Genomic DNA, 24,021 nt, shown 5'->3' with positions numbered 1-24,021 from the left:
CTCAGAAGAATCCGCAGGTGGGGGCGGCGCCGCTCGGTGCCGGAGCGGTCTCGGCGCCGCTCGGAGCGTAGATCTCCAGCCGGATGCCGTCGGGGTCGGTGAAGAAGATGCCGCCCGAGGCCGCGCCCTCGCCGTGTGCCACCACGCCGTCGTGGGCGAACGTCACGCCCAGCTCTTTGAGTGCGGCCTCCACCGTCTGAACCTGCTCGATGGTGTCGACCTGGAACGACAGGTGGTGCAGACCCGGGCTGCGGGTGGAGAACGCGCCGTCGCTCTGCTGCCACAACGTCAGCCGCAGGGTGCCCTCGGAACCCAGGAAGGCGAAGCGGTGGTCGCCCTCGTCGCTGATGCCGAGCTGTTCGAAACCCAAAGCACGCCGGTAGAAGTCGACGGATCGCGACAGGTCGGTGACGTTGAGCCCGACGTGGCCGGGGGCGAGCTTGGGGGTGATGGCGGTGGTCATCGGTTCCTCCGTTGTAACTGTTGATCTGACATTTGAAGGTTAGAATCGGAGGCGCAACGTGTCAACCACCAAAATGAAAATAGATGGTTAGTGGACTGTCGGGAGGCTGTCGATGCAGGAGAGGCGGTTAATCTCAGCTATGCGTGATCCGCGCCCGCACGTCGGCGAACCTCTCGCGCTGGATCTGCTGAACACCCGGTGGATGTCGGCGGAGGGGCCCCGGGATCTCCTGACCGACGTGGCGGGACTCCGATGTTGGTTGGTGGCCAACGGTCTCGACGATCGTTGTGAATCCGATGAGAAGACCCGCGCGGCCCTGCTGCGGGCGCGCGAAGCCATCCTGCAGGTGGTCACCGACGGCGCGGCCGACGAGTTGAACGCTGTCCTGGACCATGGCCGTATCCGGCGGTCCCTCGCGGAGTCCGGGCCGCACGACGATGTGGACGTGCCCCGATCCGAATGGCTGCCCGGTTGGCTCGCGGCCGACAACCTGCTGCAGCTGCTGGCGGAATCGGCCGGCCGGATCAAGCAGTGCGCGCACCCGCACTGCGTGCTGTGGTTCTACGACACGTCGAAGAACGGCGCCCGGCGCTGGCACTCGATGACCACGTGCGGCAACCGTGCCAAGGCCGCCCGGCACTATGCGGCGAAGCGAGATTGAGACCATTCGGCTGTTACGGATGTGACAAAAGAAAACTTCTGAGGCTGTTGTTACGGCGCGCCTCCACCTCTACTTGAGGGTTCATCGACAGAATCGACGCATGAAGATGGCAGCGCTGCTCACCCGAAATGCCGGACCGAAGCCGGGCGTGACTGGAACCGCCCGCGTTGACCGTGACATCGACCGACTGCTGCGACGCGTCGGCCCGGGGGACATCGTCGTTCTCGATGCACTCGACCTCGACCGCATCACCGCCGACGCGCTGGTGGAGGCCGAGGTCGCCGCCGTGGTGAACGCCTCGTCGTCGATCTCCGGCCGCTACCCGAACCTGGGGCCGGAAGTGCTTGTCGCCAACGGGGTTACGTTGATCGACGAGACCGGCCCAGAGGTCTTCAAGAAGGTCAAGGACGGCGCCAAGGTGCGGCTGCACAACGGCGGCATCTACAACGGCGATCGCCGTCTGGTCCTCGGCAACGAGCGCAACGACGAGCAGATCCACGAGATGATGCACGAGGCCAAGAGTGGCCTCGTGGCGCACCTGGAGGCGTTCGCCGGCAACACGATCGAGTTCATCCGCAGTGAGAGCCCGCTGCTGATCGACGGCATGGGCATCCCGGACATCGACGTCGACGTGAACCGCCGGCACGTCGTGGTGGTCACCGACGACCCGAGCGCCGAGGCTGACCTGAAGGCCATCAAGCCGTTCATCAAGGAGTACCAGCCGGTGCTCGTCGGTGTCGGCGCCGGCGCCGACACGCTGCGCAAGGCCGGCTACCGTCCCGCGCTGATCGTCGGCGATCCCGAGGAGATGAGCGCCGATGTGCTGCGGTCCGGTGCCCAGGTGGTGCTGCCGGCCGACGCCGACGGCCACGCGAAAGGTCTTGAGCGCATTCAGGATCTGGGCGTCGGTGCCATGACGTTCCCGGCCGCCGGCTCGGCCGCGGACCTGGCGCTGCTGCTCGTCGACCACCACGGCGCCGCGCTGATCGTCACCGCCGGCCACCGCGCCAACATCGAAGAGTTCTTCGACCGCACACGGCAGTCCAGCACCCCGTCGACGTTCCTGACCCGCCTGAAGGTGGGGGAGAAGCTGGTCGACGCGAAAGCCGTTGCGACGCTGTACCGCAGCCGCGTCTCCGGCGGCGCCATCGCACTGCTGGTCCTGGCGATGCTGGTCGCCGTCATCGTGGCGCTGTACGTCGCGCGCGCCGACGCCACCGTCCTGCACCTGGTGACCGACTACTGGAACCGCTTCCTGCTGTGGGCCCAGGGATTGGTGAGCTAGCCGGACGATGATCTCCCTACGCTCGCATGCGATCTCACTGGCCGCGGTGTTCCTGGCGCTGGCCATCGGGGTGATGCTCGGTTCCGGTCTGCTGTCCAACACGCTGCTGTCCGGACTGCGTGACGACAAACACGAGTTGCAGAACCAGATCAACGCCCTCACCGACGAGAAGAACGCACTGAACCAGAAGCTCAGTGCGGCAGGCGAGTTCGATGCCCAGATGTCGCCGCGCATGGTGCGTGACGCGCTGGCGGGGAAATCTGTCGTGGTGTTCCGCACCCCGGACGCCGCCACCGACGACGTCGACGCGGCCGCGAAACTGATTGCGGCCGCCGGGGGTTCGGTGACGGGAACCATCGCGCTGACGCAGCAGTTCGTGGACGCCAACGCCTCGGAGAAGCTGCTGTCGGTGGTGAACTCGCCGATCGTGCCGGCCGGACGTCAGCTGAGCACCCGGACCGTCGACCAGGGCTCGCAGGCCGGTGACCTGCTGGGCATCACGCTACTGCGCGACCGCAACCCGGCGGTCCTGCCCGTCGACGACATGCAGCGCGACACCGTGCTCGCGACGCTGCGCGACACCGGGTTCGTCACCTACGGCTCGCAGCGCATCGGGGTCGCGGACAGCGCACTGATCGTCACCGGCGGCGCCCTGGGCGATGACGCCGGCAATCGCGGGGCGACGGTGGCCCGCCTGGCCTCGGGCCTGGCGCCGCACGGTGCGGGCACGCTCGTGGCCGGCCGGGACGGCTGCGCGTCGGGCACCGCGGCCGTCGCCGTCGTGCGTTCGGATGCCGGTCTGTCCGGCGCGGTCGGCACCGTCGACGACGTCAACAGCCAGGCCGGCCGGATCACCACGGTCCTGTCGCTGCAGCAACTCATCGCCGGCGGCCATCCGGCGCAGCTCGGTATCGGTCGTGGCGCCAGCTCGGTGACGGTCCTGCAGTAATTCGCGCCGCAGTGCGCCGTGGTGACCGTCACCGGCGCGTCAGTCCCAGCTCGGGCCGGTCGGTGATAGGGTGAAATTCCGTGGGTCGGCAGGCCCCAGGTAGCTCAACCGCTACGTTGCCCCATCACCACGGAGGTCGTTCTTGGCATCGCTACGCAGGCACCCACAGGCCGCGACGAAGCACATTTTTGTCAGCGGCGGGGTCGCTTCCTCGCTCGGTAAGGGTCTGACCGCCAGCAGTCTTGGCCAATTGCTCACCGCGCGTGGTCTGCACGTGACGATGCAGAAGCTGGACCCGTACCTCAACGTCGACCCCGGCACCATGAACCCGTTCCAGCACGGCGAGGTGTTCGTCACCGAGGACGGCGCCGAGACCGACCTGGACATCGGCCACTACGAGCGCTTCCTGGACCGCAACCTGTCGCGGTCGGCGAACGTCACCACCGGCCAGGTGTACTCCGAGGTCATCGCCAAGGAGCGTCGCGGCGACTACCTCGGCGACACCGTCCAGGTGATCCCGCACATCACCGACGAGATCAAGAGCCGCATCCTCGAGATGGCGCTGCCCGATGCCCAGGGCAAGCGCCCCGACGTGGTGATCACCGAAATCGGCGGCACCGTAGGCGATATCGAGTCGCAGCCGTTCCTGGAGGCGGCCCGCCAGGTCCGCCACGACGTCGGCCGGGAGAACGTCTTCTTCCTGCACGTATCGCTGGTGCCGTACCTGGCCCCGTCGGGCGAGCTGAAGACCAAGCCCACCCAGCACTCGGTGGCCGCGCTGCGCAGCATCGGTATCACGCCGGACGCGCTGATCCTGCGCTGCGACCGCGATGTGCCGGAGCCGCTGAAGAACAAGATCGCGCTGATGTGCGACGTCGACATCGACGGCGTCATCTCGACGCCGGACGCCCCGTCGATCTACGACATCCCCAAGGTGCTGCACCGCGAGGAACTCGACGCCTACGTGGTGCGCCGGCTCAACCTGCCGTTCCGCGACGTGGACTGGTCGGAGTGGGACGACCTGCTGCGCCGCGTGCACGAGCCCAAGGAGACGGTGCGAATCGCCTTGGTGGGCAAGTACATCGACCTGTCCGACGCGTACCTGTCGGTGGCCGAGGCGCTGCGCGCCGGTGGGTTCGCCCACCACTCGAAGGTCGAGATCCGCTGGGTCGCCTCCGACGACTGCGAGACCGAGCAGGGTGCGGCCGCCGCACTCGGCGACGTGCACGGCGTGCTGATCCCGGGTGGCTTCGGCATCCGCGGCATCGAGGGCAAGCTCGGCGCCATCAGCTACGCCCGCCGCCAGCGGCTGCCGCTGCTGGGCCTGTGCCTCGGGTTGCAGTGCATCGTCATCGAGGCCGCGCGGTCCGTCGGCATCAGCGGCGCCAACTCGGCGGAGTTCGACGAGCACACGCCGGACCCGGTGATCGCCACCATGGCCGACCAGCTCGACGCGGTGGCCGGTGAGGCCGACCTCGGCGGCACCATGCGCCTCGGTGCGTATCCGGCCGTGCTGCAGGCGGATTCGATCGTGGCCAAGGCCTACGACGCGACCGAGGTCTCCGAACGCCACCGGCACCGCTACGAGGTGAACAACGCCTACCGCGACCGTATCTCCGAGAGCGGGCTGAAGTTCTCCGGCACGTCGCCGGACGGCCAGCTGGTCGAGTTCGTGGAGTACGACGCCGACCTGCACCCGTTCCTGGTCGGCACGCAGGCGCACCCGGAGCTCAAGAGCCGCCCGACGCGTCCGCACCCGCTGTTCGCGTCGTTCATCGGGGCGTCGCTGGACTACAAGGCCGCCGAACGCCTGCCGCTCGAGGAGATCGACTCCGAGGTGCACGGCGCCGGATCGCATGCGGAGGGTTCGGACGAGGATGCCGAGCAGCTGCAAGAATCCCGTGGCTGACCACGATTTCGCCACGCTTTCGAGCGAAACCGTCTATGTAGGAAAGATTTTCGCGTTGCGGGCCGACGAGGTCGCGATGCCCGGTGGTGGCTCGGCGCGCCGTGAGGTGGTCGAGCACTACGGGGCGGTCGCGGTGGTCGCGCTCGACGACGACGGGAACCTGGTACTGGTGTACCAATATCGGCATCCGATCGGGCGGCGGCTGTGGGAGCTGCCCGCCGGGCTGCTCGATATGGGTGACGAGCCGCCGCACGTCACCGCGGCGCGCGAACTCGAAGAGGAAACCGGCCTGGCTGCCGCACACTGGCAGCTGCTGCTCGACGTCGACTCGGCGCCCGGATTCAGCGACGAGAGCGTGCGAATCTACCTGGCCACCGGCCTGACCGAGATCGGCCGGCCGCACGCGCACGACGAAGAAGCGGACCTGGTGGTCAAGCGGGTGCCGCTGGCCGATGCCGTGCGGATGGTGTTCGACGGTGAGATCGTCAATGCCCTTGCGGTGGCCGGGATTCTGGCTGCCGCCCACCGGCCGGCCGAGCAGCGGCCGCTCGACGCGCCGTGGATCGACCGCCCGTCCGCACTGCGCACCCGGCGGGAACAGGACTGATGACGGCCGCGGCGTCAGCGGGGGTCCGGTCGCGACTGGAGCAGCAGGTCCAGGGCTACCTGAACCACCTCAGCATCGAGCGGGGCGTCGCGGCCAACACGCTGAGTTCCTATCGGCGTGACATCCGGCGGTACACCGCCCATCTGGCCGGCCGCGGCATCGATGACCTGCGCGCCGTCACCGAGACCGACGTCAGCGAGTTCCTCGTCGCGCTGCGTCAGGGCGATCCCGACAACGGCGTCGTCGCGTTGTCCTCGGTCTCGGCCGCGCGGGCCGTCATCGCGGTGCGTGGGCTGCACAAGTTCGCCGCCGCCGAAGGCCTCGCCGACGCCGACGTCGCCCGCGGTGTGAAGCCGCCGACACCGGGCCGACGGCTGCCCAAGAGCCTCAGCTACGACGACGTCATCGCGCTGCTGGACGGCGCGGGCGGCGACAGTGACGCCGACAATCCGCTGACGTTGCGCAACCGCGCGTTGCTGGAACTGCTGTATTCGACCGGGGCGCGCATCTCCGAGGCGGTCGGCCTCGACCGTGACGACGTCGACACCGAGTCCCGGTCGGTGATGCTGCGCGGCAAGGGCGGCAAGCAGCGGCTGGTGCCCATCGGCCGGCCCGCCGTCACGGCACTGGATGCCTACCTGGTGCGGGGCCGTCCCGACCTGGCGCGCCGCGGCAAGGGCACGCCCGCGATCTTCCTCAACGCGCGCGGCGGCCGGTTGTCGCGGCAGAGCGCGTGGCAGGTGCTGCAGGACTCCGCCGAACGGGCTGGCATCACCGCCGCGGTCTCGCCACACACGCTGCGCCACTCGTTCGCCACGCACCTGCTCGAAGGCGGCGCCGACGTGCGCGTCGTGCAGGAACTGCTCGGCCACGCGTCCGTCACCACCACGCAGATCTACACGCTGGTGACCGTCAGCGCGCTGCGCGAAGTGTGGGCGGGGGCGCACCCGCGCGCCAGGTGAGAACGACGATCGGCCGGGGCTAGCATCCGGTCATGGCGTTCTACGACATCATCGAGACGACCGGCAAGGTGATCGACGCCGTCGGTGTCGCCGTGATCGTCGGCGGTGCCGTGATCGCCCTGGCCGCCACGTTCGGTCGGATGCGTGGTTCAGAGGGCGGCGCCTACGACGCGTTCCGGCGCCAGCTCGGCCGCTCGATCCTGCTGGGACTCGAATTCCTCGTCGCGGCCGACATCATCCGCACCGTGGCCGTCACGCCAACCGCGCAGAGCGTCGCGGTGCTGGCCGGCATCGTCGCCATCCGGACCTTCCTGAGCTTCTCGCTGCAGGTCGAGATGACCGGCTCGTGGCCGTGGCAGCGCCCGGTCAAGGCGGCGGACGACGCTCAGCCCAGGTAGTCGGACTCGAGCACCAGGTCAGGCAGCGTTTTCTGGTATTCGACATGGGTGGGGTGTTCCTGCGTGTGCCACAGCTTGCCCTCCTGTTCCCGCATGTACGCGCGGTAGGCCGGAGCGCCGGGCACCTTCACGTTGTCCGCCACGACGACCGCGCCGCGGTGCAGCCAACCCCGCGCCAGGATCGACTCCAGGTCCTTGAGGTAGGCCGCCTTGTCGTGGTCGATGAACACGAAATCGAGGTTGCCCGGCCCGAATCCATGACCGGCCAGCGCGTCGAGCGTCGCGCCGCCATCGCCGATGGTGCCGACCACGCACGTGATCCGGTCCGCGACGCCGGCGTGGGCCCAGATGCGGCGGGCGATCTCCGCGTTGTCCGCAGACAGTTCGACGGTGAAGACGTGCGCGTCCGGCACGGTTCGGGCCATGAGCAGCGCGCTGTAGCCGCAGTAGGTGCCCAGCTCGAGAATGCGCGACGGGTTGGCCCGGATGAGCGCGGACTCGAGGAGTTGGCCTTTTTCGTCACCGACATTGACGAGCATCGACTGTTCGCGGGCGAACGTGTCGATGGTCGCGAGGACATGATCGACGTCGCCGCGGCGGGCGTTCGCTTCCACATAGGCGGCCGCGGCGGCCTCGCGGCCGTCGCCCCACTGTCCGGTCTGGACGAACTTTCGCATCCCCAGCGCCATCCGGACGAAGGACCACCGTCGCTTCCAGCTCATGGCAGTCACATTAGGACAGCGGGTCTGCCGTCGTCAGCGGCGTGGCACCGTTAAACTTGCCCGGATGTTCGCTATGGGAGTCACGCCGCTGATCGGCGACGCATGACCGATGTCCCAACAGGCGTGGGGGGCCTGAGCCCGGTGGAGCCGGTTTCGTTGCCGCTTGATGTCGATGCCTCGTCCGCGACCGCAGATCCGGAACCCGCGATCGGCCTGACCGGACGTCCCGCCCGACACATCCCCGAGCCCAAACCCAAGAGCGTGCACGGCCCGGCCAAGGTCATCGCGATGTGCAACCAGAAGGGCGGCGTCGGCAAGACCACGTCAACCATCAATCTGGGCGCCAGCCTGGCCGAATACGGCCGCCGCGTGCTGCTGGTCGACCTCGATCCGCAGGGCGCGCTGTCCGCCGGCCTCGGCGTCCCGCACTACGAGCTCGAGCACACCGTGCACAACCTGCTCGTCGAGCCGCGGGTGTCGATCGACGACGTGCTCATCAACACCCGGGTCAAGGGCCTGGACCTGGTGCCCAGCAACATCGACCTGTCCGCCGCCGAGATTCAGCTGGTCAACGAGGTCGGCCGCGAGCAGACGCTGTCCCGCGCGCTGTATCCCGTGCTGGACCGCTACGACTATGTGCTGATCGACTGCCAGCCGTCGCTCGGGCTGCTCACGGTGAACGGGCTGGCCTGCGCCGACGGCGTCATCATCCCGACCGAATGCGAGTTCTTCTCGTTGCGCGGTCTCGCGTTGCTGACCGACACCGTCGACAAGGTGCGCGACCGGCTGAACCCCAAACTCGACATCAGCGGGATCCTGATCACCCGGTACGACAACCGCACCGTCAACGCGCGCGAGGTCATGGCCCGGGTGGTCGAGCGCTTCGGCGATCTCGTGTTCGACACCGTCATCAGTCGCACCGTGCGCTTCCCGGAGACCAGCGTCGCCGGTGAACCGATCACCACCTGGGCCCCGAAATCCGGTGGCGCCCAGGCGTACCGGGCGTTGGCGTGCGAGGTCATCGACCGGTTCGGCGCGTGATTTCGGAGGTCGACGCTCCCGACAGTGCTGGGGGCGCGGCGCCGGAGGATCCGGCGACCGACCAGCCGGACGAGAAGAAAGCCGGCTTCCAGGTCCGGCTCAACAATTTCGAGGGCCCTTTCGACCTGCTGCTGCAGCTGATCTTCGCGCACCGACTCGACGTCACCGAAGTGGCGTTGCACCAGGTCACCGACGAGTTCATCGCGTACACCAAGGAGATCGGCAGCCAGCTCGAGCTGGATGAGACGACGGCGTTCCTGGTCGTCGCGGCGACTCTCCTGGATCTGAAGGCCGCCCGGCTGCTGCCCGCCGCCGAGGTCCACGACGAGGACGACCTGGCCCTGCTCGAAGTGCGCGACCTGCTGTTCGCGCGGCTGCTGCAATACCGGGCCTTCAAGCACGTCGCGTTGATGTTCGCCGAGCTCGAGGCCGCGGCGATGCGCAGCTACCCGCGGGCCGTCACGCTGGAGGACCGGTTCACCGAGCTGCTGCCTGAGGTGATGCTCGGCGTCGACGCCGACCGGTTCGCCCAGATCGCGGCGGCCGCGTTCACACCGCGTCCGGTGCCGTCGCTGCGCGTCGACCACCTGCACGTGCAGGCGGTGTCGGTGCCCGAGCAGGCCATGAAACTGATGGGGCTGCTGGAGAGTCGCGGCATCGGGGAGTGGGCGTCGTTCACCGACCTGGTCGCCGACTGTGACGGCGGCATGGAGATCGTCGGGCGGTTCCTGGCGCTATTAGAGCTCTACCGGGCCAAGGCGGTAAACTTCGAGCAGATTGAACCGCTTGGAGTGCTGCAAGTTTCGTGGACCGGGGAGCGGCCGACGAACGAGCATCTGGCAGCGGCGGTGGAAGAAGACCAATGACGGACAACGACGCGGTGATTGCCGCGGATAGCAGCGTGGGCGAGGGCGTCGAGCCTGACGCTGGTGTGACCGACGACGCCGCTGCCGCCGAGGGTGACGAACTCGACACCGAGATCAGCGATGACGAGCTCGGGTGCGCGCTGGAGGCCCTGCTACTGGTGGTCGACACCCCGGCGCCGGTCGACTCTCTGGCGACCGCTCTGGACGAAACCATCGAGCGTGTCGAGGACAAGCTGCGCCGGATGGCCGCCGAACTGGCCGAGCGCGGCAGCGGCATCGACCTGCGCGAGGCCGGTGGCGGCTGGCGGATGTACACCCGGGCCCGGTACGCGCCCTATGTCGAGCGGCTGATTCTCGACGGCGCCCGGTCCAAGCTGACCCGGGCGGCGCTGGAGACCCTTGCGGTCGTCGCCTACCGGCAGCCGGTGACCCGCGCCCGGGTCAGTGCGGTGCGTGGCGTCAACGTCGACGCCGTGATGCGGACCCTCGCCGCCCGCGGCCTCATCATCGAAGCCGGCACCGATGCCGACAGTGGTGCAACGACTTTCGCCACGACGGAATTGTTCCTGGAGCGGCTCGGGTTGACCTCGCTGAGCGAGCTGCCGGAACTCGCCCCGCTGTTGCCGGATGTCGACGTCATCGACGACATCACTGAAACGCTCTCTGAGGAGCCGCGTTTCGCCAAACTCGGCGGAACCCCTGCGCCGGCTGCAGAGCCGGCCAAATTCGACGTAGATCGGGACTGACATGACCAACGAAGAAGGCGTGCGACTGCAGAAGGTGTTGTCGCAGGCGGGAATTGCTTCTCGTCGCGTCGCCGAGCGGATGATCCTGGACGGGCGGGTGGAGGTCGACGGCCAGATCGTCACCGAACTCGGTACCCGGGTGCACCCCGATCGCCAGGTGGTCCGGGTGGACGGCACCCGGGTTCTCGTCGACGAGGATTTGGTGTACCTCGCGCTGAACAAGCCAAAAGGTATGCACTCCACCATGTCTGACGACCAGGGCCGGCCCTGTATCGGTGACCTGGTCGAGCACCGCGTGCGCGGCAACAAGAAGCTCTTCCATGTCGGCCGGCTCGATGCCGACACCGAAGGGCTGATCCTGCTGACCAACGACGGCGAGCTGGCCCACCGGTTGATGCACCCGCGGTACGAGGTGTCCAAGACGTACCTGGCCACCGTGCAGGGGACCGTGCCGCGTGGGCTGGGCAAGAAGGTGCGCGAGGGCGTGGAACTGGACGACGGCCCGGTCTACGTCGACGAGTTCGCGGTGGTCGACATGGTCGCCGGCAAGTCGTTGGTGAAGATCGTGCTGCACGAGGGCCGCAATCGCATCGTGCGCCGGCTGATGGCCGAGGTGGGTTTCCCGGTGAAGGAACTGGTGCGCACGCACATCGGCACGGTGGCGCTGGGGGACCAGCGCGTCAACAGCCTGCGGGCGCTCACGCGCAAGGAAGTCGGCGAGCTGTACCAGGCGGTGGGCCTGTGAACGCGCTCGTCATCGCCATCGACGGCCCGGCGGGCACCGGGAAGTCCTCGGTGTCAACGGGTTTGGCGCATGCACTCGGCGCCAACCACATCAACACCGGCGCGATGTACCGCATCGTGACGCTGGCGGTACTGCGCGCCGGCATCGACCCGGCCGACGCCGATGCCGTCGTCGCGGTGTGTGAGAAGACGGAGTTCTCCGTCAGCTTCGACCCGGACCACGACACCTCGTACCTGGCGGGCGAGGACGTTTCGGATGAGATCCGCGGCGAGGCGGTGACTCTCGCCGTATCGGCCGTGTCGGCGATCCCGGCCGTGCGGACCATCCTGGTGCAGCGGCAGCGGGAGTTGATCGCGGAAGCCGGTTCGGTCGTCGTCGAGGGCCGCGACATCGGCACCGTCGTCAAGCCGGACGCCGATCTCAAGATTTTCCTGACCGCCTCGGCCGAGGAGCGCGCCCGTCGGCGCAATGCGCAGAACGTCGCAAACGGTCTGGGCGACAACTACGAAGCGGTGCTGGCCGATGTCCAGCGCCGGGACCATCTGGACTCGACGCGCGCGGTCTCGCCGCTGCAGGCCGCCGATGATGCGATCGTCGTCGATTCCAGTGATATGACCCAGGCTGGTGTGGTGGCACATCTGCTGGATCTCGTGCAGCAGAAGGTAGGTGTGCGTCAATGAGTGACGACGATGGTGTGTGGTTCGACGAAGGTGACTGGGAGATCGGCTCGGAAGGATTCGAGGCCGAGGTCGACGAGTACGCCGGACCCCCGCCCGTGGTGGCCGTGGTCGGCCGCCCGAATGTCGGCAAATCGACTCTGGTGAACCGCATCCTGGGCCGTCGCGAAGCGGTGGTGCAGGACATCCCGGGCGTGACGCGCGACCGCGTGTCCTACGACGCGCAGTGGGTCGGGCGCCGGTTCGTGGTGCAGGACACCGGCGGCTGGGAACCCGACGCCAAGGGCCTGCAGATGCTGGTCGCCGAGCAGGCCACCGTGGCCATGCGCACCGCCGACGCGATCATTCTCGTGGTCGACGCGGTGGTCGGGGCGACCGCGGCCGACGAGGCCGCCGCCAAGCGCCTGCAGCGCTCCGGCAAGCCGGTCTTCTTGGCGGCCAACAAGGTTGACAACGAGAAGATCGAATCCGAGGCCGCGGCGCTGTGGTCGCTGGGGCTGGGACAGCCGCACTCGATCAGCGCGATGCACGGCCGCGGCGTGGCCGACCTGCTCGACAGCGTGCTCGAGGTGCTGCCCGAGGTCTCCGAGACGTCCGGCGGGACCGGCGGTCCGCGCCGTGTCGCGCTGGTCGGCAAGCCCAACGTCGGCAAGAGCTCGCTGCTGAACAAGCTGTCGGGCGACGAGCGGTCCGTCGTGCACGACGTCGCCGGCACCACGGTGGACCCCGTCGACTCGCTGATCGAATTGGACGGCAAGACTTGGCGTTTCGTCGACACCGCCGGTCTGCGCCGTAAGGTCGGCCAGGCCAGCGGGCACGAGTTCTACGCCTCGGTGCGCACGCACGGCGCGATCGATGCCGCCGAGGTCGCGATCATGCTGATCGACGCCTCTCAGCCGCTGACCGAACAGGATCTGCGGGTGCTGTCAATGGTCATCGAGGCCGGGCGTGCGCTCGTCATCGCGTTCAACAAGTGGGACCTGGTCGACGAAGACCGGCGATACCTGCTGGACAAGGAGATCGAGCGCGAGCTGGTGCAGGTGCAGTGGGCGCCGCGCGTGAACATCTCGGCGAAAACCGGTCGGGCCGTGCAGAAGTTGGTGCCGGCGCTGGAGACCTCGCTGGCGTCGTGGGACGCCCGTATCCCGACCGGACGGCTCAACACCTTCCTCAAGGAGATCGTGGCGGCCACGCCGCCGCCGGTGCGCGGTGGCAAGCAGCCACGCATCCTGTTCGCCACCCAGGCGGCATCGCGGCCGCCGACCTTCGTGCTGTTCACCACGGGCTTCCTGGAGGCCGGCTACCGCCGCTTCATCGAGCGCCGGCTGCGTGAAGAGTTCGGCTTCGAGGGCAGCCCGATCAAGATCAACGTGCGGGTGCGGGAGAAGCGCGGGGCCAAGCGCTAGTCGCCGACGCGCCGCCGGACCCGTTTAGGGTCCGGCGGGAGGTCTGAGGTAGGCTTTCCAACCGTTGCCGGTTCGTCCGGCAGCGCCGCGGGCTGTGGCGCAGCTTGGTAGCGCACTTGACTGGGGGTCAAGTGGTCGCAGGTTCAAATCCTGTCAGCCCGACAAAGTTTTTGCAGGTCAAAGGCCTCGCGGTGGCCTGGATGGCCCCGTCTTCCTGCCACTCCCACCCGAGGACACCTTGATGGCGATCGCCGATGTCTCTGCCTACGTACACCTCAGCCGTGAAGACGTCGAAGAGATCGGCTACGAACTCGACGTGATCCGCCGGGACGTCGAGGAGTCGCTCGGGGCGAAGGACTCGGCGTACATCCGGCGGGTGATCCATTTTCAGCGGGCGCTCGATGTCGCGGCGCGGCTGATGATCGCCGGGAGCCGGTCCAAGGTCGGCTGGGTCGCCGGCACGTGCGCGCTGGCGTATGCGAAGTCGGTCGAGAACATGGAGCTCGGCCACAACATCTCCCACGGCCAGTGGGATTGGATGAACGACCCGGAAATCCACTCCAATACCTGGGAGTGGGACATGGTCGGACATTCGGCGCAGTGGCGGTACTCGCACAACTATCGGCATCACGTCTACACCAACGTGCTCGGCATGGACGAGGACATCGGTTACCGCCTGCTACGGGTGACGACCGACCAGCCGTGGCGGTGGGCGCATTTGTTTGCCCCGCTCGGAAACCTGGTGCTGGCAGCGACGTTCGAATGGGGTATCGCCCTGCACGGCCTGCACTCGGAGCGGCTCCGGGGTGAGACGCCAGACGCTGTCGCGGTGGAGGAGCGGAAATTCCTCGCCAAGAGCGCGCGCCAGCTGGCCAAGGACTATGTGTTCTTCCCGGCGCTCAGCCTGCGCCGGTGGCGTCGCACGCTGGCGGCCAATGCCACCGCGAATGTGCTCCGGAACCTGTGGGTGTACGTGAACATCATTTGCGGGCACATCCCCGACGGGGCCGAGACGTTCGACCCGGCGGTGGTCAAGGACGAGACTCGCGGCGAATGGTATCTGCGACAGATTCTCGGGACGGCGAACTTCAACGCAGGCCCGCTGCTGGCGTTCTCGGGTGGGCACCTGTGCTACCAGATCGAGCATCACCTGTTCCCTGATCTGCCGAGCAGCCGGTTGCCTGAAGTGAGCGTCCGGGTCCGGGAACTGTGCGAGAAGTACGACCTGCCCTACAACACGGCATCGCTTCCGCGCCAGTACTTTCGGACGCAACGGATCATCCACGGGTTGGCGCTGCCCGACTGGCTGCTGCGCGTGGGACGGCGGCGGCGCGGCTAGGTTCTCGGGGTCTTCGGGGCGCTGCCGGGTTGGTGGTCCCGTGCGCAGCTTCAACGCCGGGTGCGGCGCACTCAATGCGTCTAGCCTGACGCCATGACCGTGAACTCGAAGGTTTCGCGCTCCTGGCTGCTCGTCAATCCGTCCCGAGAGCCTGATCTCGGGGAGCTGCTGTCGACCACGAAATCCGACGAGGTGATCCTCGATCTCGAGGACGCCGTCGCTCCCGACGAGAAGGAAGCGGCCCGGGAGCGAGTCATCGACTTCCTGAGCTCCGGGGCCCAGGCGTGGGTCCGGGTCAACGATGCGTCGAGTGATTTCTGGTCTGCCGACTGCCGCGCGCTGGCGGAGTGCCGCGGGCTGAAGGGCGTCGTGCTGGCCAAGACGGAGGGCGGAAATCACATGTGGGATACCGCGAACCGGCTCGGGGGCGAATCGCGGGTGATCGCGTTGATCGAAACGGCGCGCGGGCTGGCGCGCGTACACGACATCGCCGCGGCGCGCCCGTGCTTCCGCATCGCGTTCGGCGTCAATGACTACACGCTGGACATCGGCGTCGAGCAGGACCCGTTGGCTCTGGCCTACAGCCGTTCCCAGCTGGTCGTCGCGTCGCGGGCGGCGCACATCCCAGGTCCGATCGACGGGCCCACCCGCGACCCGGATCAGCTGGCCGAGGGCGTGGCGCTCACCCGGCAGATGGGTATGACGGGCAAGCTCGCGCTGCGTTCGTCTGACGCCGAGACCATCAACGCCGGACTGAGCCCCTCCGAATCGGACATCGGCTGGGCGCGCGAGTTCGTCGAGCAGTTCAACGCCCGCGGCGGAAAACCGAAGGACGGCAGCGACTTACCCCGATTGAACCGCGCGCGGATCATCCTCGAGAAGGCGCGCCAACTCCGGCTGATACCGAACTGAGGCGTCAGGTCAGCGGGACCCATCCCCGCGGGTCGACGTCCGTGGGTACAGCACGGACGTAGAAGCAGTTGCTGAATCCCATTGCACCTTCGCAGTGGTTGAAGATGCCGTTGCCGTCGGCTTGCCCGTCGCAGTAGCCACCCCAAGGGGTGTTGAAACACTGTCCTGGCGTGGCGTGGGCGACGCCGATGGGGCTGAGTGCGAGCGCGGCGGCAGCGATTGCGAGTGCGATTTTCATCAGCCCATCCCTCCTTCTGTCATGAGGTTTGATCTGTCGCGGGGCACTGGTGAATTTGCCTTCACCTGGCCCATATAGCTTCCGATGGTAGGCCGACTTCCGGAGTGCCGGCACCGTTATGTGTGCAGGCGAACAGCGGTCTGCGGGGGCCTCACGAGACGGATGTGACACGTGAGGTGTATGGGGATTTTGTGGGTGTGACAGTGCGCAATTGTCGGCGGCACCAACAGGTTTCGATGTGGCGGCGTCTGTGGCCTCATCCGGTGGAAGCTTGGGCCCCGCGGCCCGCCACGACCTACGCGGCACCCGCTCCGGCGGGGTCGCGTACGTTCTTAGCGAAGAAGAATCCGTCAGCATTCAACGAAAGCCAACATGTCCCAGGATCAGAACACCGACGTCCCGCCGAATCACCTCTCCATCGATCCGCGTAGCCCGTTCTTCAATGAAGAGGCGCTCCTGCGCGACGTGGGTATCCGCTTCAATGGCGTCGAGCGAACCAACGTCGTCGAATACAACGTGGCCGAGGGCTGGGTGCGTGTGGAGGTCCCCACCGCCAAGGACCGCCGCGGAAACCCGATGGTCGTCAAGCAGAGCGGCACGGTCGAACCGTATTTCCGCACAGCCAAGTAGCGGACGCCCCGTGGACACCACCGATGCCCCCACGATCACCGCAGCGGTGCCGGGGTCCTTCGAGTGGGAGGTGTTCCATGAGCGTCACCCAAAGCTGATTCGCCAGGTACTGGACACCACGCCCTACACGTCCGCCGAAGAGGCGATGCTGCAGCAGCTGCTCGTCGAGAGCACCACCGGCGTCCTCGAGCCGTTGCCCAAGCATGCTCATGACCGGGATGAGTGGCTCGCCTGGGGAGACGACGTCTACGGACGCCCCTGGGGCGAGGTGCCGTTCCTGTGGAGCGAGAGCTATTTCTACCGCCGGCTGCTCGACGCCGTCGGTTACTTCGGGGCCGGGGCCTGGCGCGGAGTCGACCCGTTCGCGCCGGTCAAGACCGCCGAGCTGACGGGGCCGGAGGTCGACGACGAGCTGCGTGCCTTCGCCGACCTGGCCGACGCGGCGGAGAACCAGCAGCGCGAGACTCTGCTGGTGGCCGCGCTGTGGGGTAATCGCGCCGACCTCAGCTTCCAACTCCAAAAGGGCGCCGGTGCCGCAGACGCGCGCTCGGAGGGCATCCTCGTCGACGACAGCCCCGTGCTGTGGTCTGCGCTCCGCGCGCAGGACAACCCGACCGTCTGCGTCGTCGCCGACAACGCAGGCCGCGAACTGCTGGCGGATCTCGTCCTGATCGACAGCCTGCTCTGTCAGCGCCTGGCTGCCGAGATCGTGCTGTACGTCAAGCCGTATCCCTACTACGTGTCGGACGCGACGACGGCCGATGTCCTGGCTGTCATCCGACGCTTGCGGGCCGACGCACATCCGCCGATCGGGAAGGCCGGCGACCGGCTGTGGAACGCTGTGCGCAGCGGCCGGCTCACGGTGCGCACCCACAAGTTCTTCTGTGCACCGCTGTCGTTCCACGACATGCCCCACGACCTCACCGCCGAATTCGCCGGCGCCACAATGACTGTGATGAAAGGCGACCTCAACTATCGGCGCCTCGTCGGCGACCGATACTGGCCCGCCACAACACCGTTCGACCAGACCGTCGACTACTTTCCGTCTCCGGTGACGGCACTGCGGACACTCAAATCGGAAGTTGTCGTCGGCCTGACATCCGAGCAACTTGCCGAACTCGATACCGCCGGACAGGGGTGGCGGACCAGCGGCGGGTACGGGGTGATCCAAGCCTGGGTGGAGTAGGGATTCAGACGACCACCGGACTGGGCTGCGGAACTGACACCGATCCGCTGATGAGTCGTTCCCGCATCCACCGCGTGCCGGCCTCGAGCTCGAACGGCGCGTAGTGCGGGTTCGGGTTACTGGCCAGGAACACCGCGCCGCTGATCATTGCCTTGATCACCGCGAACACTTCGTCGAAGGGCGCATGGAGCGTGAAGGCGATCTGCCCGGCGAGGGAGAACGGGTTGCTGATCCCGTCGTTCATCACCGCCTGGTAGACAGCGGCTTTGACCGCGCTCGCCTGGTCGTCACGGTTCTCGGCGAAGATGTCGCCTTCACGGTAGACATCCATCCAGTGGTCCGGCTTGGCGGGGAAGCCGGGCAAGCCGAATCGCTGGAGCGGGTCCAGGCCGTGCGTGCCGGTCACTGTCACCCCTGGTCTGGCCCACGGCGCGATCGAATCGGTCTGTCGGCACGGGTTGGCGTACGCCAGAACGCCTTTGAGGTCCGCGGTGCGCCACGCCAGCGGCTGACCGGGGCGCAGGTAACGGAAGTAGAAGTACGATCCCACGATCGCGCCCTGGGAGTAGACGCCGAGCGACCAGGGTGTGCCCTGCGGGAACGGCACGCCGTTGTCCATCTGGGTGGCGCCGAGCAGCCGGGCGAGCTCGTTGATACCGCTCTCGTTGTCGAATGGCAGCGCTCCGTTGTTGTAGCCGATGGGCTGGTGATGGCAAAGGCCCTCGGTCTCAAGGGTTGTCGCGGTGTCGGCCACCGGTCCTCTGAACATGTCCGACAGGTGACCTTCGACCGTGAACATGATCGGTCGCAGATTCCGTGGCGGCGGCACGTAGTGGGCCGCCTGCGCTGTCGTCTCGTCGAAGACGCCGGTCTGGGGTAACCCCAGGCGCCGTTGCATCTCGGTGACCGCGGCGACTGCGCCGTCACCATAAACCCGGTCCTTCGCCGGCGCGTACGCGCGGTACTGGCGCTGGAACCAGGCCTGCCAGTATTCGATTTCGGTGCCATGGGCCCCGGGCCCGTACGGTAGCGGCATCGGAGTGCTCCCTTCTTGTCACGTCGCGCCGGTCCCGTGTCGGCCCGAATTGGTCCGGAATCCTGCGTCGATGACGGATTCGACGCTAATGACGGCGGCGGGTACCTGTATCGAGTAGTCGACTACTCGAATATGCGAATTCACCTTTCACGAATCAGAATTCGCTACCGGGACGGCGGCGTTACCCGTCCCCAGGAAAGGCGTGAGAATGGTCATCATCAGCGCTCCGCCGACGGCAAGCGTGCCGGACAGCATCGTGAACGCGCCGTCGGGCACACTGTATTGCAGTGGTGACCCGGGCACTGTCAATCCGTATACGGCCATCGACAACATGGCTGCCGCGATCGGCAGGTACGGCGGGCGCATGACGCATAGCGCGCTCACACCGTCCCCGTGCTGCAACGTGTAATTCCGCTTGGCGCAATAGGTCGCGAGGATGATGGCACCGCAGGCGATCACCGAGAAGCCGTAGAGCACCCACCGGCCGGTGTTGTACGTAGGGCCTGAGTCGACGAACAATGCCAACAACGTCGTGTAGGCGACGAGTGCCTCGGCGGGGATTTGGGCGGCCAGCAACTGCGCAAATCCGGCAGCTGTGTCGATCAGCGGTGCCGGCGGGGCCATTTGGGCGACATCGGTTGGCCGACGCAACGTCGCTGTCGGCCCCATCGCCGGCATTTCCGGCTGCGAGTCCGACACTTCACCCGACGGTGCCGGTGACGGCGAAACCCCCTGTCCGGCGCCAATTGTCACGCTGTTCAGCGGCTGACCGACCGGTGCGAGGTCGCGCGCAACCGCGACCGACGCCATGGCAACCAGGCTCATGATGACCTCCTCCGTGATGGCGAGGACGACGGGGTCGCCGCGTCAGTCGCGGTCCAGTTGTCCTGCGCACCAACGATGTTGCGCCTCCGGCAATTTGGACGCCTGCGTAGCCGGCTACTCGATCATCGCCGGGTCACGACGTGATTCCGTGCCCTGCTGAACAGCGAATCGAGTAGTGGGCTACTGGTGCGGCTCGGCATATTTCGTCGTGACACTGGGTTCCCATCACTTCATCAAAGGAGGGACTGATGACCGTCACTCGAGGCGACGTGGAGTTCGCCAAACGCATATTCTTCGACCGGCTCGGCGACGACTACGTCTACGGCGGCACGTGGGACCCGAACGATCGCGGCGTGGGTTGTGACTGTTCGGGCCTGGTGACCGATGTGCTCTCGGCGGTGTTCAACGGAGACCAGATGGTCTGGGGCAGACAAGGTCTGTCCACCGAGTCGTATCGATACCTGCCGTACGGCGAGCAACACGTCGGACCATTCGATCTGATGCACGTCGCATCGTTGAGCGACGTGCCCGGCGACGCGCCGGTGGTGATCAACCTGCACCATGAAGGCGACGGCGGTCCCCACTCGCACATGAACTGTGTGGTCGACGGCGTCGCGATGGAATCGTCGGGCTCCTGGGGGTGCTGCACCACGCCCAAGGCGCTCCCTTCCGACAGCAACTACTGGAACGACCACTGGTACGTGGCCGGCCCGATCGTCGAGGACGGCACACCCCCGACTCAGGCTCACGTGGACAGTTTCTTTGCCGACGTGTCCGAATTCCAGGTGCCGGTCAGTGATTCCTATCCGTACAAGATTCTGTCCATCCGCGTATGCGACGGCACGCACCGGGATTCCAACTTCGCGCAGAACTATGCGTGGATGCGCAATGCGCTGGACACCGGCCGGCTGGATTGCGGCATCGTCTACACCTACGTGCGCCCGAACTGGCAGGAAAATGCCGACACGGTACGGCAGATGATCGATGCCAACGGGGGACTGCACCCCAGGGTCGTCCTGATGCTGGACGTCGAAAGCGGTGGGAACCCTGGCGGCGACGGATCCGGCTGGATCAACGCCCTGTACGACAACCTCGCGGAGTACGCCGGCAATCCGGCGCGCATCATCGGTTATGCCAACCAGGGCGACTTCAACACGATGTGGGTGTCGCGGCCCAAGGGATTACGGGTGATCGCTGCGTCATACGGCTCGAACCCCCTGCTGCCCGGCCAGATCGCCCATCAATACACGGACGGCGCATATGGCGCCAATCAGGGCTTGCCGATGGGCTGCAACCCGTTCGGCAACTGCGACATGAACGTCGCAGACGGCTTGTCGCCCAACGATTTTGCCGCTGCCTGTGGAATCGGAACCGCCGGTGCCGGGCCGGTAGCCGCCCGCGTGACGACAGGGGTGATCACGATGGCTCAGCCGCAGGACATCATGAACATGCTCAACGGCACCAATACCGACGGCTCACCGCTGATCGGCCCCGACGGCGCGGACTACCGGATGGTCGACCTGCTGGCCCCGGACACCGAGCCGCTCGACGAAAAGCAGAACACGACTCGCTCGGTCTTCGATCAAATTACGACATTGGCGAAAATCCTTACCAGGACCCACAACAACAAGACGCTATTCGACATGGTGTCCGATCTGCATGACAAGATGTAACGCCCGTATTTCGGGCCGGACGTTAGCTGCCGGCCCGAAAAGCGGACCGATATTTCACGGTCATTACGCCTTCAACAGCGAAAACCGGCCGGTAGAATTGTGCGCCGTGGCCCAAAACTGGCCGGTCGTGCACCGCGACAGTGAATTCTCGGTGATTCGCGGCGCATTGCTCGGGGAATCCGGCGATTGCGGCATCGTCCTGGTCGGTGATGCGGGCGTAGGCAAAACCACGCTCGCCCGGTTGGTCACCCAGTCACTGCCGGTGCGCGCCCACTGGGTTGCGGCGACAGAGTCGGCGCGGGGCATCCCGCTGGGAGTGTTCGCCCATCTGGTGCGCAGTGCCACGTCGCGTGATCCGGTGGCATTCCTGTCCGCGGCGCGCGAAACGATTCTGGCCGAAGGACATTCGGTCATCGGCGTGGACGACGCGCATCTGTTGGACCAGCTGTCGGCGACGCTGCTGCACCAGCTGGCGTTGGACGGGTCGGTGCGCATCGTGGCGACGGTCCGGGCGGGCGCTCCGGTCCCCGACGCGATCACGTCGTTGTGGAAGGACCGGTATCTGCAGCGGTTGCATCTGATGCCGTTCAGTCAGCAGCAGTGTGTCGGCCTCATCGAGGAGGCATTGGGCGGACAGGTGGAGGGTCTGTCTGCCGAGCTGATGTGGCAGGCCTCGGGCGGGAACGCGTTGTTCGTCCGCCACTTGGTGGAAGGCGCCATCGAGGCCGGGACTCTGCGGCAGGTTCGGGGGGTGTGGCAGCTGCGGGGCCGGGCTGCGGTCACCTCGGAGCTGGCGTCATTGCTGGACTCCAGGGTCGACCAGTTGCCTGACCAGGTGCTGCACGCGCTGCGGTTGCTCACCTTCTGCGAGCCCCTCGACCTGGACACTCTGACTGCCATCGTCGGTTCGGACGTGGTCGAAGAGGCGGAAAGCCGTGGTCTGGTGCGAGTCGGTGAGGAACCGGGTGGCATTGACGTGCGATTCACCCATCCGCTGTTCGGCGAGGTAATCCGCCGCCGGCTGGGGATGGCTGCCGCCCGCCGACTGCGCGGCGAGCTGGTTCGCGCGATGCGGGACCGGCCGCTGAACAGTTCGGCGCACCGGATTCGGCTCGCGGAACTGACGCTGGACAGCGACGAGGTGCCCGAACTGGATCTGCTCGTCACAGCGGCGAGAGAGGCCATCGCCCTCACGAACGTGACGTTGGGTGAGCGGCTGGCTCGCGCGGCCACCAACCGGGGCGGTGGCCTCGAGGCCGGCGAACTGCTGGCGCGTTCGCTGCTGTGGCAGGGCAAGGCGACCGAAGCCGAGGAGACGCTCAGCTCATTCGACCCCGAGCAGATGACCGAACTGGAGCTGCTGCGGTGGGGCTGGGCCCGCATCGCCAACCTGCACTGGGCGATGGGCGACGCCGAGGGGTCCGACGAAGTGCTCGCCCTGCTCCGCGAGCGCATCACGAGCCCCGAGTTGATACCGATCATCGACGGCACAGCGTCGGCAACGCTGGCTTTCGAGAACCGGCTGACGGAAGCCGTGGCGATGGCCGATCGGGTGCTCGCCGAGCCCATCGCGCATCCGGTCGCGTTGCAGTGGGCGGCATTCGGTGGGGCGCTCGCCCTGGCACTGATGGGCCGCAGCGAAGAAGTGGCGGTATTGGCGCGCCGGGGCCGCATGGCCAGCGCCAAGGCCGACGGGCTGCTCCGCTACCTCACCGCGTTCGGGGAGGTGCGCGCGTTGGTGCTCGCCGGAGAATTCGACGCGGCGAGCAGCCGATCCGCGGTCATGATGCAGATCACCTCGTCGGGCCAGTATCTGGCGTGGGGGATGGCCAATGTGCTGGTCGGCACCATCGGTCTGGCCCGCGGCGATTTCGTCGAGACGGTGTCACGGATGGAGCAGACGGTCGCGGCGCTGACGGCCGAGTCGGCGGCTTCGTGGAGCTTCCCGGCTCGGCTGTTGCTGGCGCAGTCCTACTGCGCGTTGGGTCGGGTGCAGCCTGGGGCCAAGATGGTCGCCGAGTTGAAAGTCCGCTCTGGCCGGCACGTCGCGGTGTTCGGTCCACAGCTCAGGATCGCGGAATCGTGGCTCGCGGCGGCAGAGGGAAACGTCAGCGCCGCAATAGAACTGGCTTTGGATGCCGCCCGGTTGGCTGACAGTTCCGGCCAGAGTGCAGTGGCCATGCTGGCGTTGCATGACGCAGTGCGATTCGGTGACCACAGCGCCGCGGGCCGGCTGATCGAAGTCGCCTCCGGAGTCGGCGGCCGCATGGCCGCTGTGATCGCGGCGCATGCCCGGGCGGTCAGTGATCGCGACGGGCCTGGATTATTCGCTGCCGCAGAGCAATTCGAGCAGCTGGGTGCGTTGTTGTCCGCTCTCGACGCCGCGGCGCAGGCATCGGCGACGTTCGCGGCGGCCGACGACCGGCGACGCAGCGCCGAGGCCGCCGCCGTCGCCAACCGGTTGGCCGCGCAGTGCGGGGGAGTACGCACTCCCGCACTGGAATTGGCGGCGCACCCCTTGCCCCTGACGGTGCGCGAACGTGAGATTGCGAACCTGGTTGCCGCCGGGCTGAGCAATCGCGAAATCGCCGACCGGCTGACCGTATCGGTGCGCACGGTCGAAGGTCACCTGTATCGGGCCTGCATAAAGCTCGACATCTCGGACCGCGAGGATCTCGCCAAGCTGATCCGGACCGGCGCGGCGGCTCACTGAATCTCGGGTGCGCCCCGGCTTCCCATACGCTG

General features: G+C 67.0%; 24 protein-coding genes and 1 tRNA gene. 20 read left to right on the top strand and 5 right to left on the bottom strand.

The features are described from left to right. Position 1: 1 nt before the first annotated feature. Entirely contained in the window at positions 2-463 is a 462-nt protein-coding gene (locus ACJH6J_RS01520) for a VOC family protein (protein WP_212814172.1), read from the bottom strand. A gap of 139 nt (positions 464-602) precedes the next feature. On the opposite strand from ACJH6J_RS01520, the gene ACJH6J_RS01515 reads away from it, so the two are divergent. The 7 genes from ACJH6J_RS01515 to ACJH6J_RS01485 all read left to right on the top strand — a co-directional run bounded on the left by ACJH6J_RS01515 (position 603) and on the right by ACJH6J_RS01485 (position 7,234). Further along, positions 603-1,124, top strand: a complete 522-nt coding sequence (locus tag ACJH6J_RS01515; RefSeq protein WP_212814174.1) for a CGNR zinc finger domain-containing protein — start codon at positions 603-605, stop codon at positions 1,122-1,124. A gap of 100 nt (positions 1,125-1,224) precedes the next feature. After that, positions 1,225-2,409: a putative cytokinetic ring protein SteA gene (gene steA, locus ACJH6J_RS01510; RefSeq protein ID WP_212814175.1), complete on the top strand. Its 1,185-nt coding sequence runs from the start codon at positions 1,225-1,227 to the stop codon at positions 2,407-2,409. Positions 2,410-2,416: 7 nt separating this feature from the next. Beyond that, the gene (locus tag ACJH6J_RS01505; protein WP_212814178.1) at positions 2,417-3,358 is read left to right on the top strand and encodes a copper transporter; all 942 of its coding nucleotides are present in this window, start codon (positions 2,417-2,419) and stop codon (positions 3,356-3,358) included. Between the two features lie 142 nt (positions 3,359-3,500). Next, positions 3,501-5,267: a CTP synthase gene (locus ACJH6J_RS01500; protein ID WP_212814180.1), complete on the top strand. Its 1,767-nt coding sequence runs from the start codon at positions 3,501-3,503 to the stop codon at positions 5,265-5,267. After that, positions 5,260-5,874 carry an NUDIX domain-containing protein gene (locus tag ACJH6J_RS01495; RefSeq protein WP_406803406.1) on the top strand — a complete coding sequence of 205 codons (615 nt, stop codon included), beginning with the start codon at positions 5,260-5,262 and terminating at the stop codon, positions 5,872-5,874. Before ACJH6J_RS01500 ends, ACJH6J_RS01495 begins: the two co-directional genes overlap by 8 nt. Next, positions 5,874-6,836 carry a site-specific tyrosine recombinase XerD gene (gene xerD, locus ACJH6J_RS01490; RefSeq protein WP_212814184.1) on the top strand — a complete coding sequence of 321 codons (963 nt, stop codon included), beginning with the start codon at positions 5,874-5,876 and terminating at the stop codon, positions 6,834-6,836. The genes ACJH6J_RS01495 and xerD overlap by 1 nt, the downstream gene beginning before the upstream one ends. A gap of 32 nt (positions 6,837-6,868) precedes the next feature. After that, entirely contained in the window at positions 6,869-7,234 is a 366-nt protein-coding gene (locus tag ACJH6J_RS01485; RefSeq protein WP_064986775.1) for a DUF1622 domain-containing protein, read from the top strand. On the opposite strand, the gene ACJH6J_RS01480 is transcribed toward ACJH6J_RS01485, so the two are convergent. Continuing rightward, the gene (locus ACJH6J_RS01480) at positions 7,222-7,956 is read right to left on the bottom strand and encodes an O-methyltransferase (RefSeq protein ID WP_064986776.1); all 735 of its coding nucleotides are present in this window, start codon (positions 7,954-7,956) and stop codon (positions 7,222-7,224) included. The two genes, ACJH6J_RS01485 and ACJH6J_RS01480, sit on opposite strands and share 13 nt — an antisense overlap. Positions 7,957-8,058: 102 nt before the next feature. On the opposite strand from ACJH6J_RS01480, the gene ACJH6J_RS01475 reads away from it, so the two are divergent. The 9 genes from ACJH6J_RS01475 (at position 8,059) to ACJH6J_RS01435 (ending at position 15,688) form a co-directional block, all read left to right on the top strand. Further along, on the top strand, positions 8,059-8,997 hold the full coding sequence (locus tag ACJH6J_RS01475; protein ID WP_064986777.1) for a ParA family protein: 939 nt from the start codon (positions 8,059-8,061) through the stop codon (positions 8,995-8,997). Next, positions 8,997-9,863 (top strand): segregation/condensation protein A, encoded by an 867-nt coding sequence (locus tag ACJH6J_RS01470; protein ID WP_406776139.1) that lies wholly within the window; start codon positions 8,997-8,999, stop codon positions 9,861-9,863. The genes ACJH6J_RS01475 and ACJH6J_RS01470 overlap by 1 nt, the downstream gene beginning before the upstream one ends. After that, on the top strand, positions 9,860-10,609 hold the full coding sequence (gene scpB, locus ACJH6J_RS01465) for an SMC-Scp complex subunit ScpB (protein WP_406802701.1): 750 nt from the start codon (positions 9,860-9,862) through the stop codon (positions 10,607-10,609). Before ACJH6J_RS01470 ends, scpB begins: the two co-directional genes overlap by 4 nt. 1 nt (position 10,610) lies before the next feature. Next, positions 10,611-11,354, top strand: a complete 744-nt coding sequence (locus ACJH6J_RS01460; RefSeq protein WP_212814190.1) for a pseudouridine synthase — start codon at positions 10,611-10,613, stop codon at positions 11,352-11,354. Further along, positions 11,351-12,034, top strand: a complete 684-nt coding sequence (cmk, locus tag ACJH6J_RS01455; RefSeq protein ID WP_064986779.1) for a (d)CMP kinase — start codon at positions 11,351-11,353, stop codon at positions 12,032-12,034. The genes ACJH6J_RS01460 and cmk overlap by 4 nt, the downstream gene beginning before the upstream one ends. Next, positions 12,031-13,437, top strand: coding sequence for a ribosome biogenesis GTPase Der (gene der / locus ACJH6J_RS01450; protein ID WP_212814193.1), 1,407 nt, complete (start codon positions 12,031-12,033; stop codon positions 13,435-13,437). Before cmk ends, der begins: the two co-directional genes overlap by 4 nt. A gap of 88 nt (positions 13,438-13,525) precedes the next feature. Next, positions 13,526-13,599 (top strand) — tRNA-Pro (locus ACJH6J_RS01445). 79 nt (positions 13,600-13,678) lie between these two features. Continuing rightward, a complete protein-coding gene (locus ACJH6J_RS01440; RefSeq protein WP_212814196.1) occupies positions 13,679-14,776 on the top strand; it encodes an acyl-CoA desaturase in 1,098 nt (365 codons plus the stop codon). A 93-nt stretch (positions 14,777-14,869) separates the two neighbouring features. Then, positions 14,870-15,688, top strand: a complete 819-nt coding sequence (locus ACJH6J_RS01435; RefSeq protein WP_212814198.1) for a CoA ester lyase — start codon at positions 14,870-14,872, stop codon at positions 15,686-15,688. Between the two features lie 4 nt (positions 15,689-15,692). Here the strand turns inward: ACJH6J_RS01435 and ACJH6J_RS01430 are convergent, their stop codons facing one another. Then, positions 15,693-15,926: a hypothetical protein gene (locus tag ACJH6J_RS01430; protein WP_073696419.1), complete on the bottom strand. Its 234-nt coding sequence runs from the start codon at positions 15,924-15,926 to the stop codon at positions 15,693-15,695. Between the two features lie 372 nt (positions 15,927-16,298). Here ACJH6J_RS01430 and ACJH6J_RS01425 point away from each other — a divergent pair, with 372 nt between their 5' ends. Further along, positions 16,299-16,556 carry a DUF3297 family protein gene (locus ACJH6J_RS01425; RefSeq protein WP_212814200.1) on the top strand — a complete coding sequence of 86 codons (258 nt, stop codon included), beginning with the start codon at positions 16,299-16,301 and terminating at the stop codon, positions 16,554-16,556. Between the two features lie 10 nt (positions 16,557-16,566). After that, entirely contained in the window at positions 16,567-17,742 is a 1,176-nt protein-coding gene (locus tag ACJH6J_RS01420) for a damage-control phosphatase ARMT1 family protein (RefSeq protein ID WP_212814202.1), read from the top strand. A gap of 4 nt (positions 17,743-17,746) precedes the next feature. Here the strand turns inward: ACJH6J_RS01420 and ACJH6J_RS01415 are convergent, their stop codons facing one another. Next, on the bottom strand, positions 17,747-18,778 hold the full coding sequence (locus tag ACJH6J_RS01415; protein WP_244872876.1) for a peptidoglycan-binding domain-containing protein: 1,032 nt from the start codon (positions 18,776-18,778) through the stop codon (positions 17,747-17,749). 147 nt (positions 18,779-18,925) lie between these two features. Next, positions 18,926-19,603 carry a hypothetical protein gene (locus ACJH6J_RS01410; protein ID WP_212814204.1) on the bottom strand — a complete coding sequence of 226 codons (678 nt, stop codon included), beginning with the start codon at positions 19,601-19,603 and terminating at the stop codon, positions 18,926-18,928. 386 nt (positions 19,604-19,989) lie between these two features. Here ACJH6J_RS01410 and ACJH6J_RS01405 point away from each other — a divergent pair, with 386 nt between their 5' ends. Then, positions 19,990-21,276, top strand: coding sequence for a hypothetical protein (locus ACJH6J_RS01405; protein WP_406803405.1), 1,287 nt, complete (start codon positions 19,990-19,992; stop codon positions 21,274-21,276). A 106-nt stretch (positions 21,277-21,382) separates the two neighbouring features. Continuing rightward, positions 21,383-23,989 (top strand): LuxR C-terminal-related transcriptional regulator, encoded by a 2,607-nt coding sequence (locus ACJH6J_RS01400; protein ID WP_406803404.1) that lies wholly within the window; start codon positions 21,383-21,385, stop codon positions 23,987-23,989. Positions 23,990-24,021 lie beyond the last annotated feature (32 nt).

The organism is Mycobacterium sp. SMC-18 (genome assembly GCF_045310895.1).
In the GTDB taxonomy this organism is placed as follows: domain Bacteria; phylum Actinomycetota; class Actinomycetes; order Mycobacteriales; family Mycobacteriaceae; genus Mycobacterium.
This window is presented reverse-complemented; position numbering and strand designations above follow the sequence as displayed.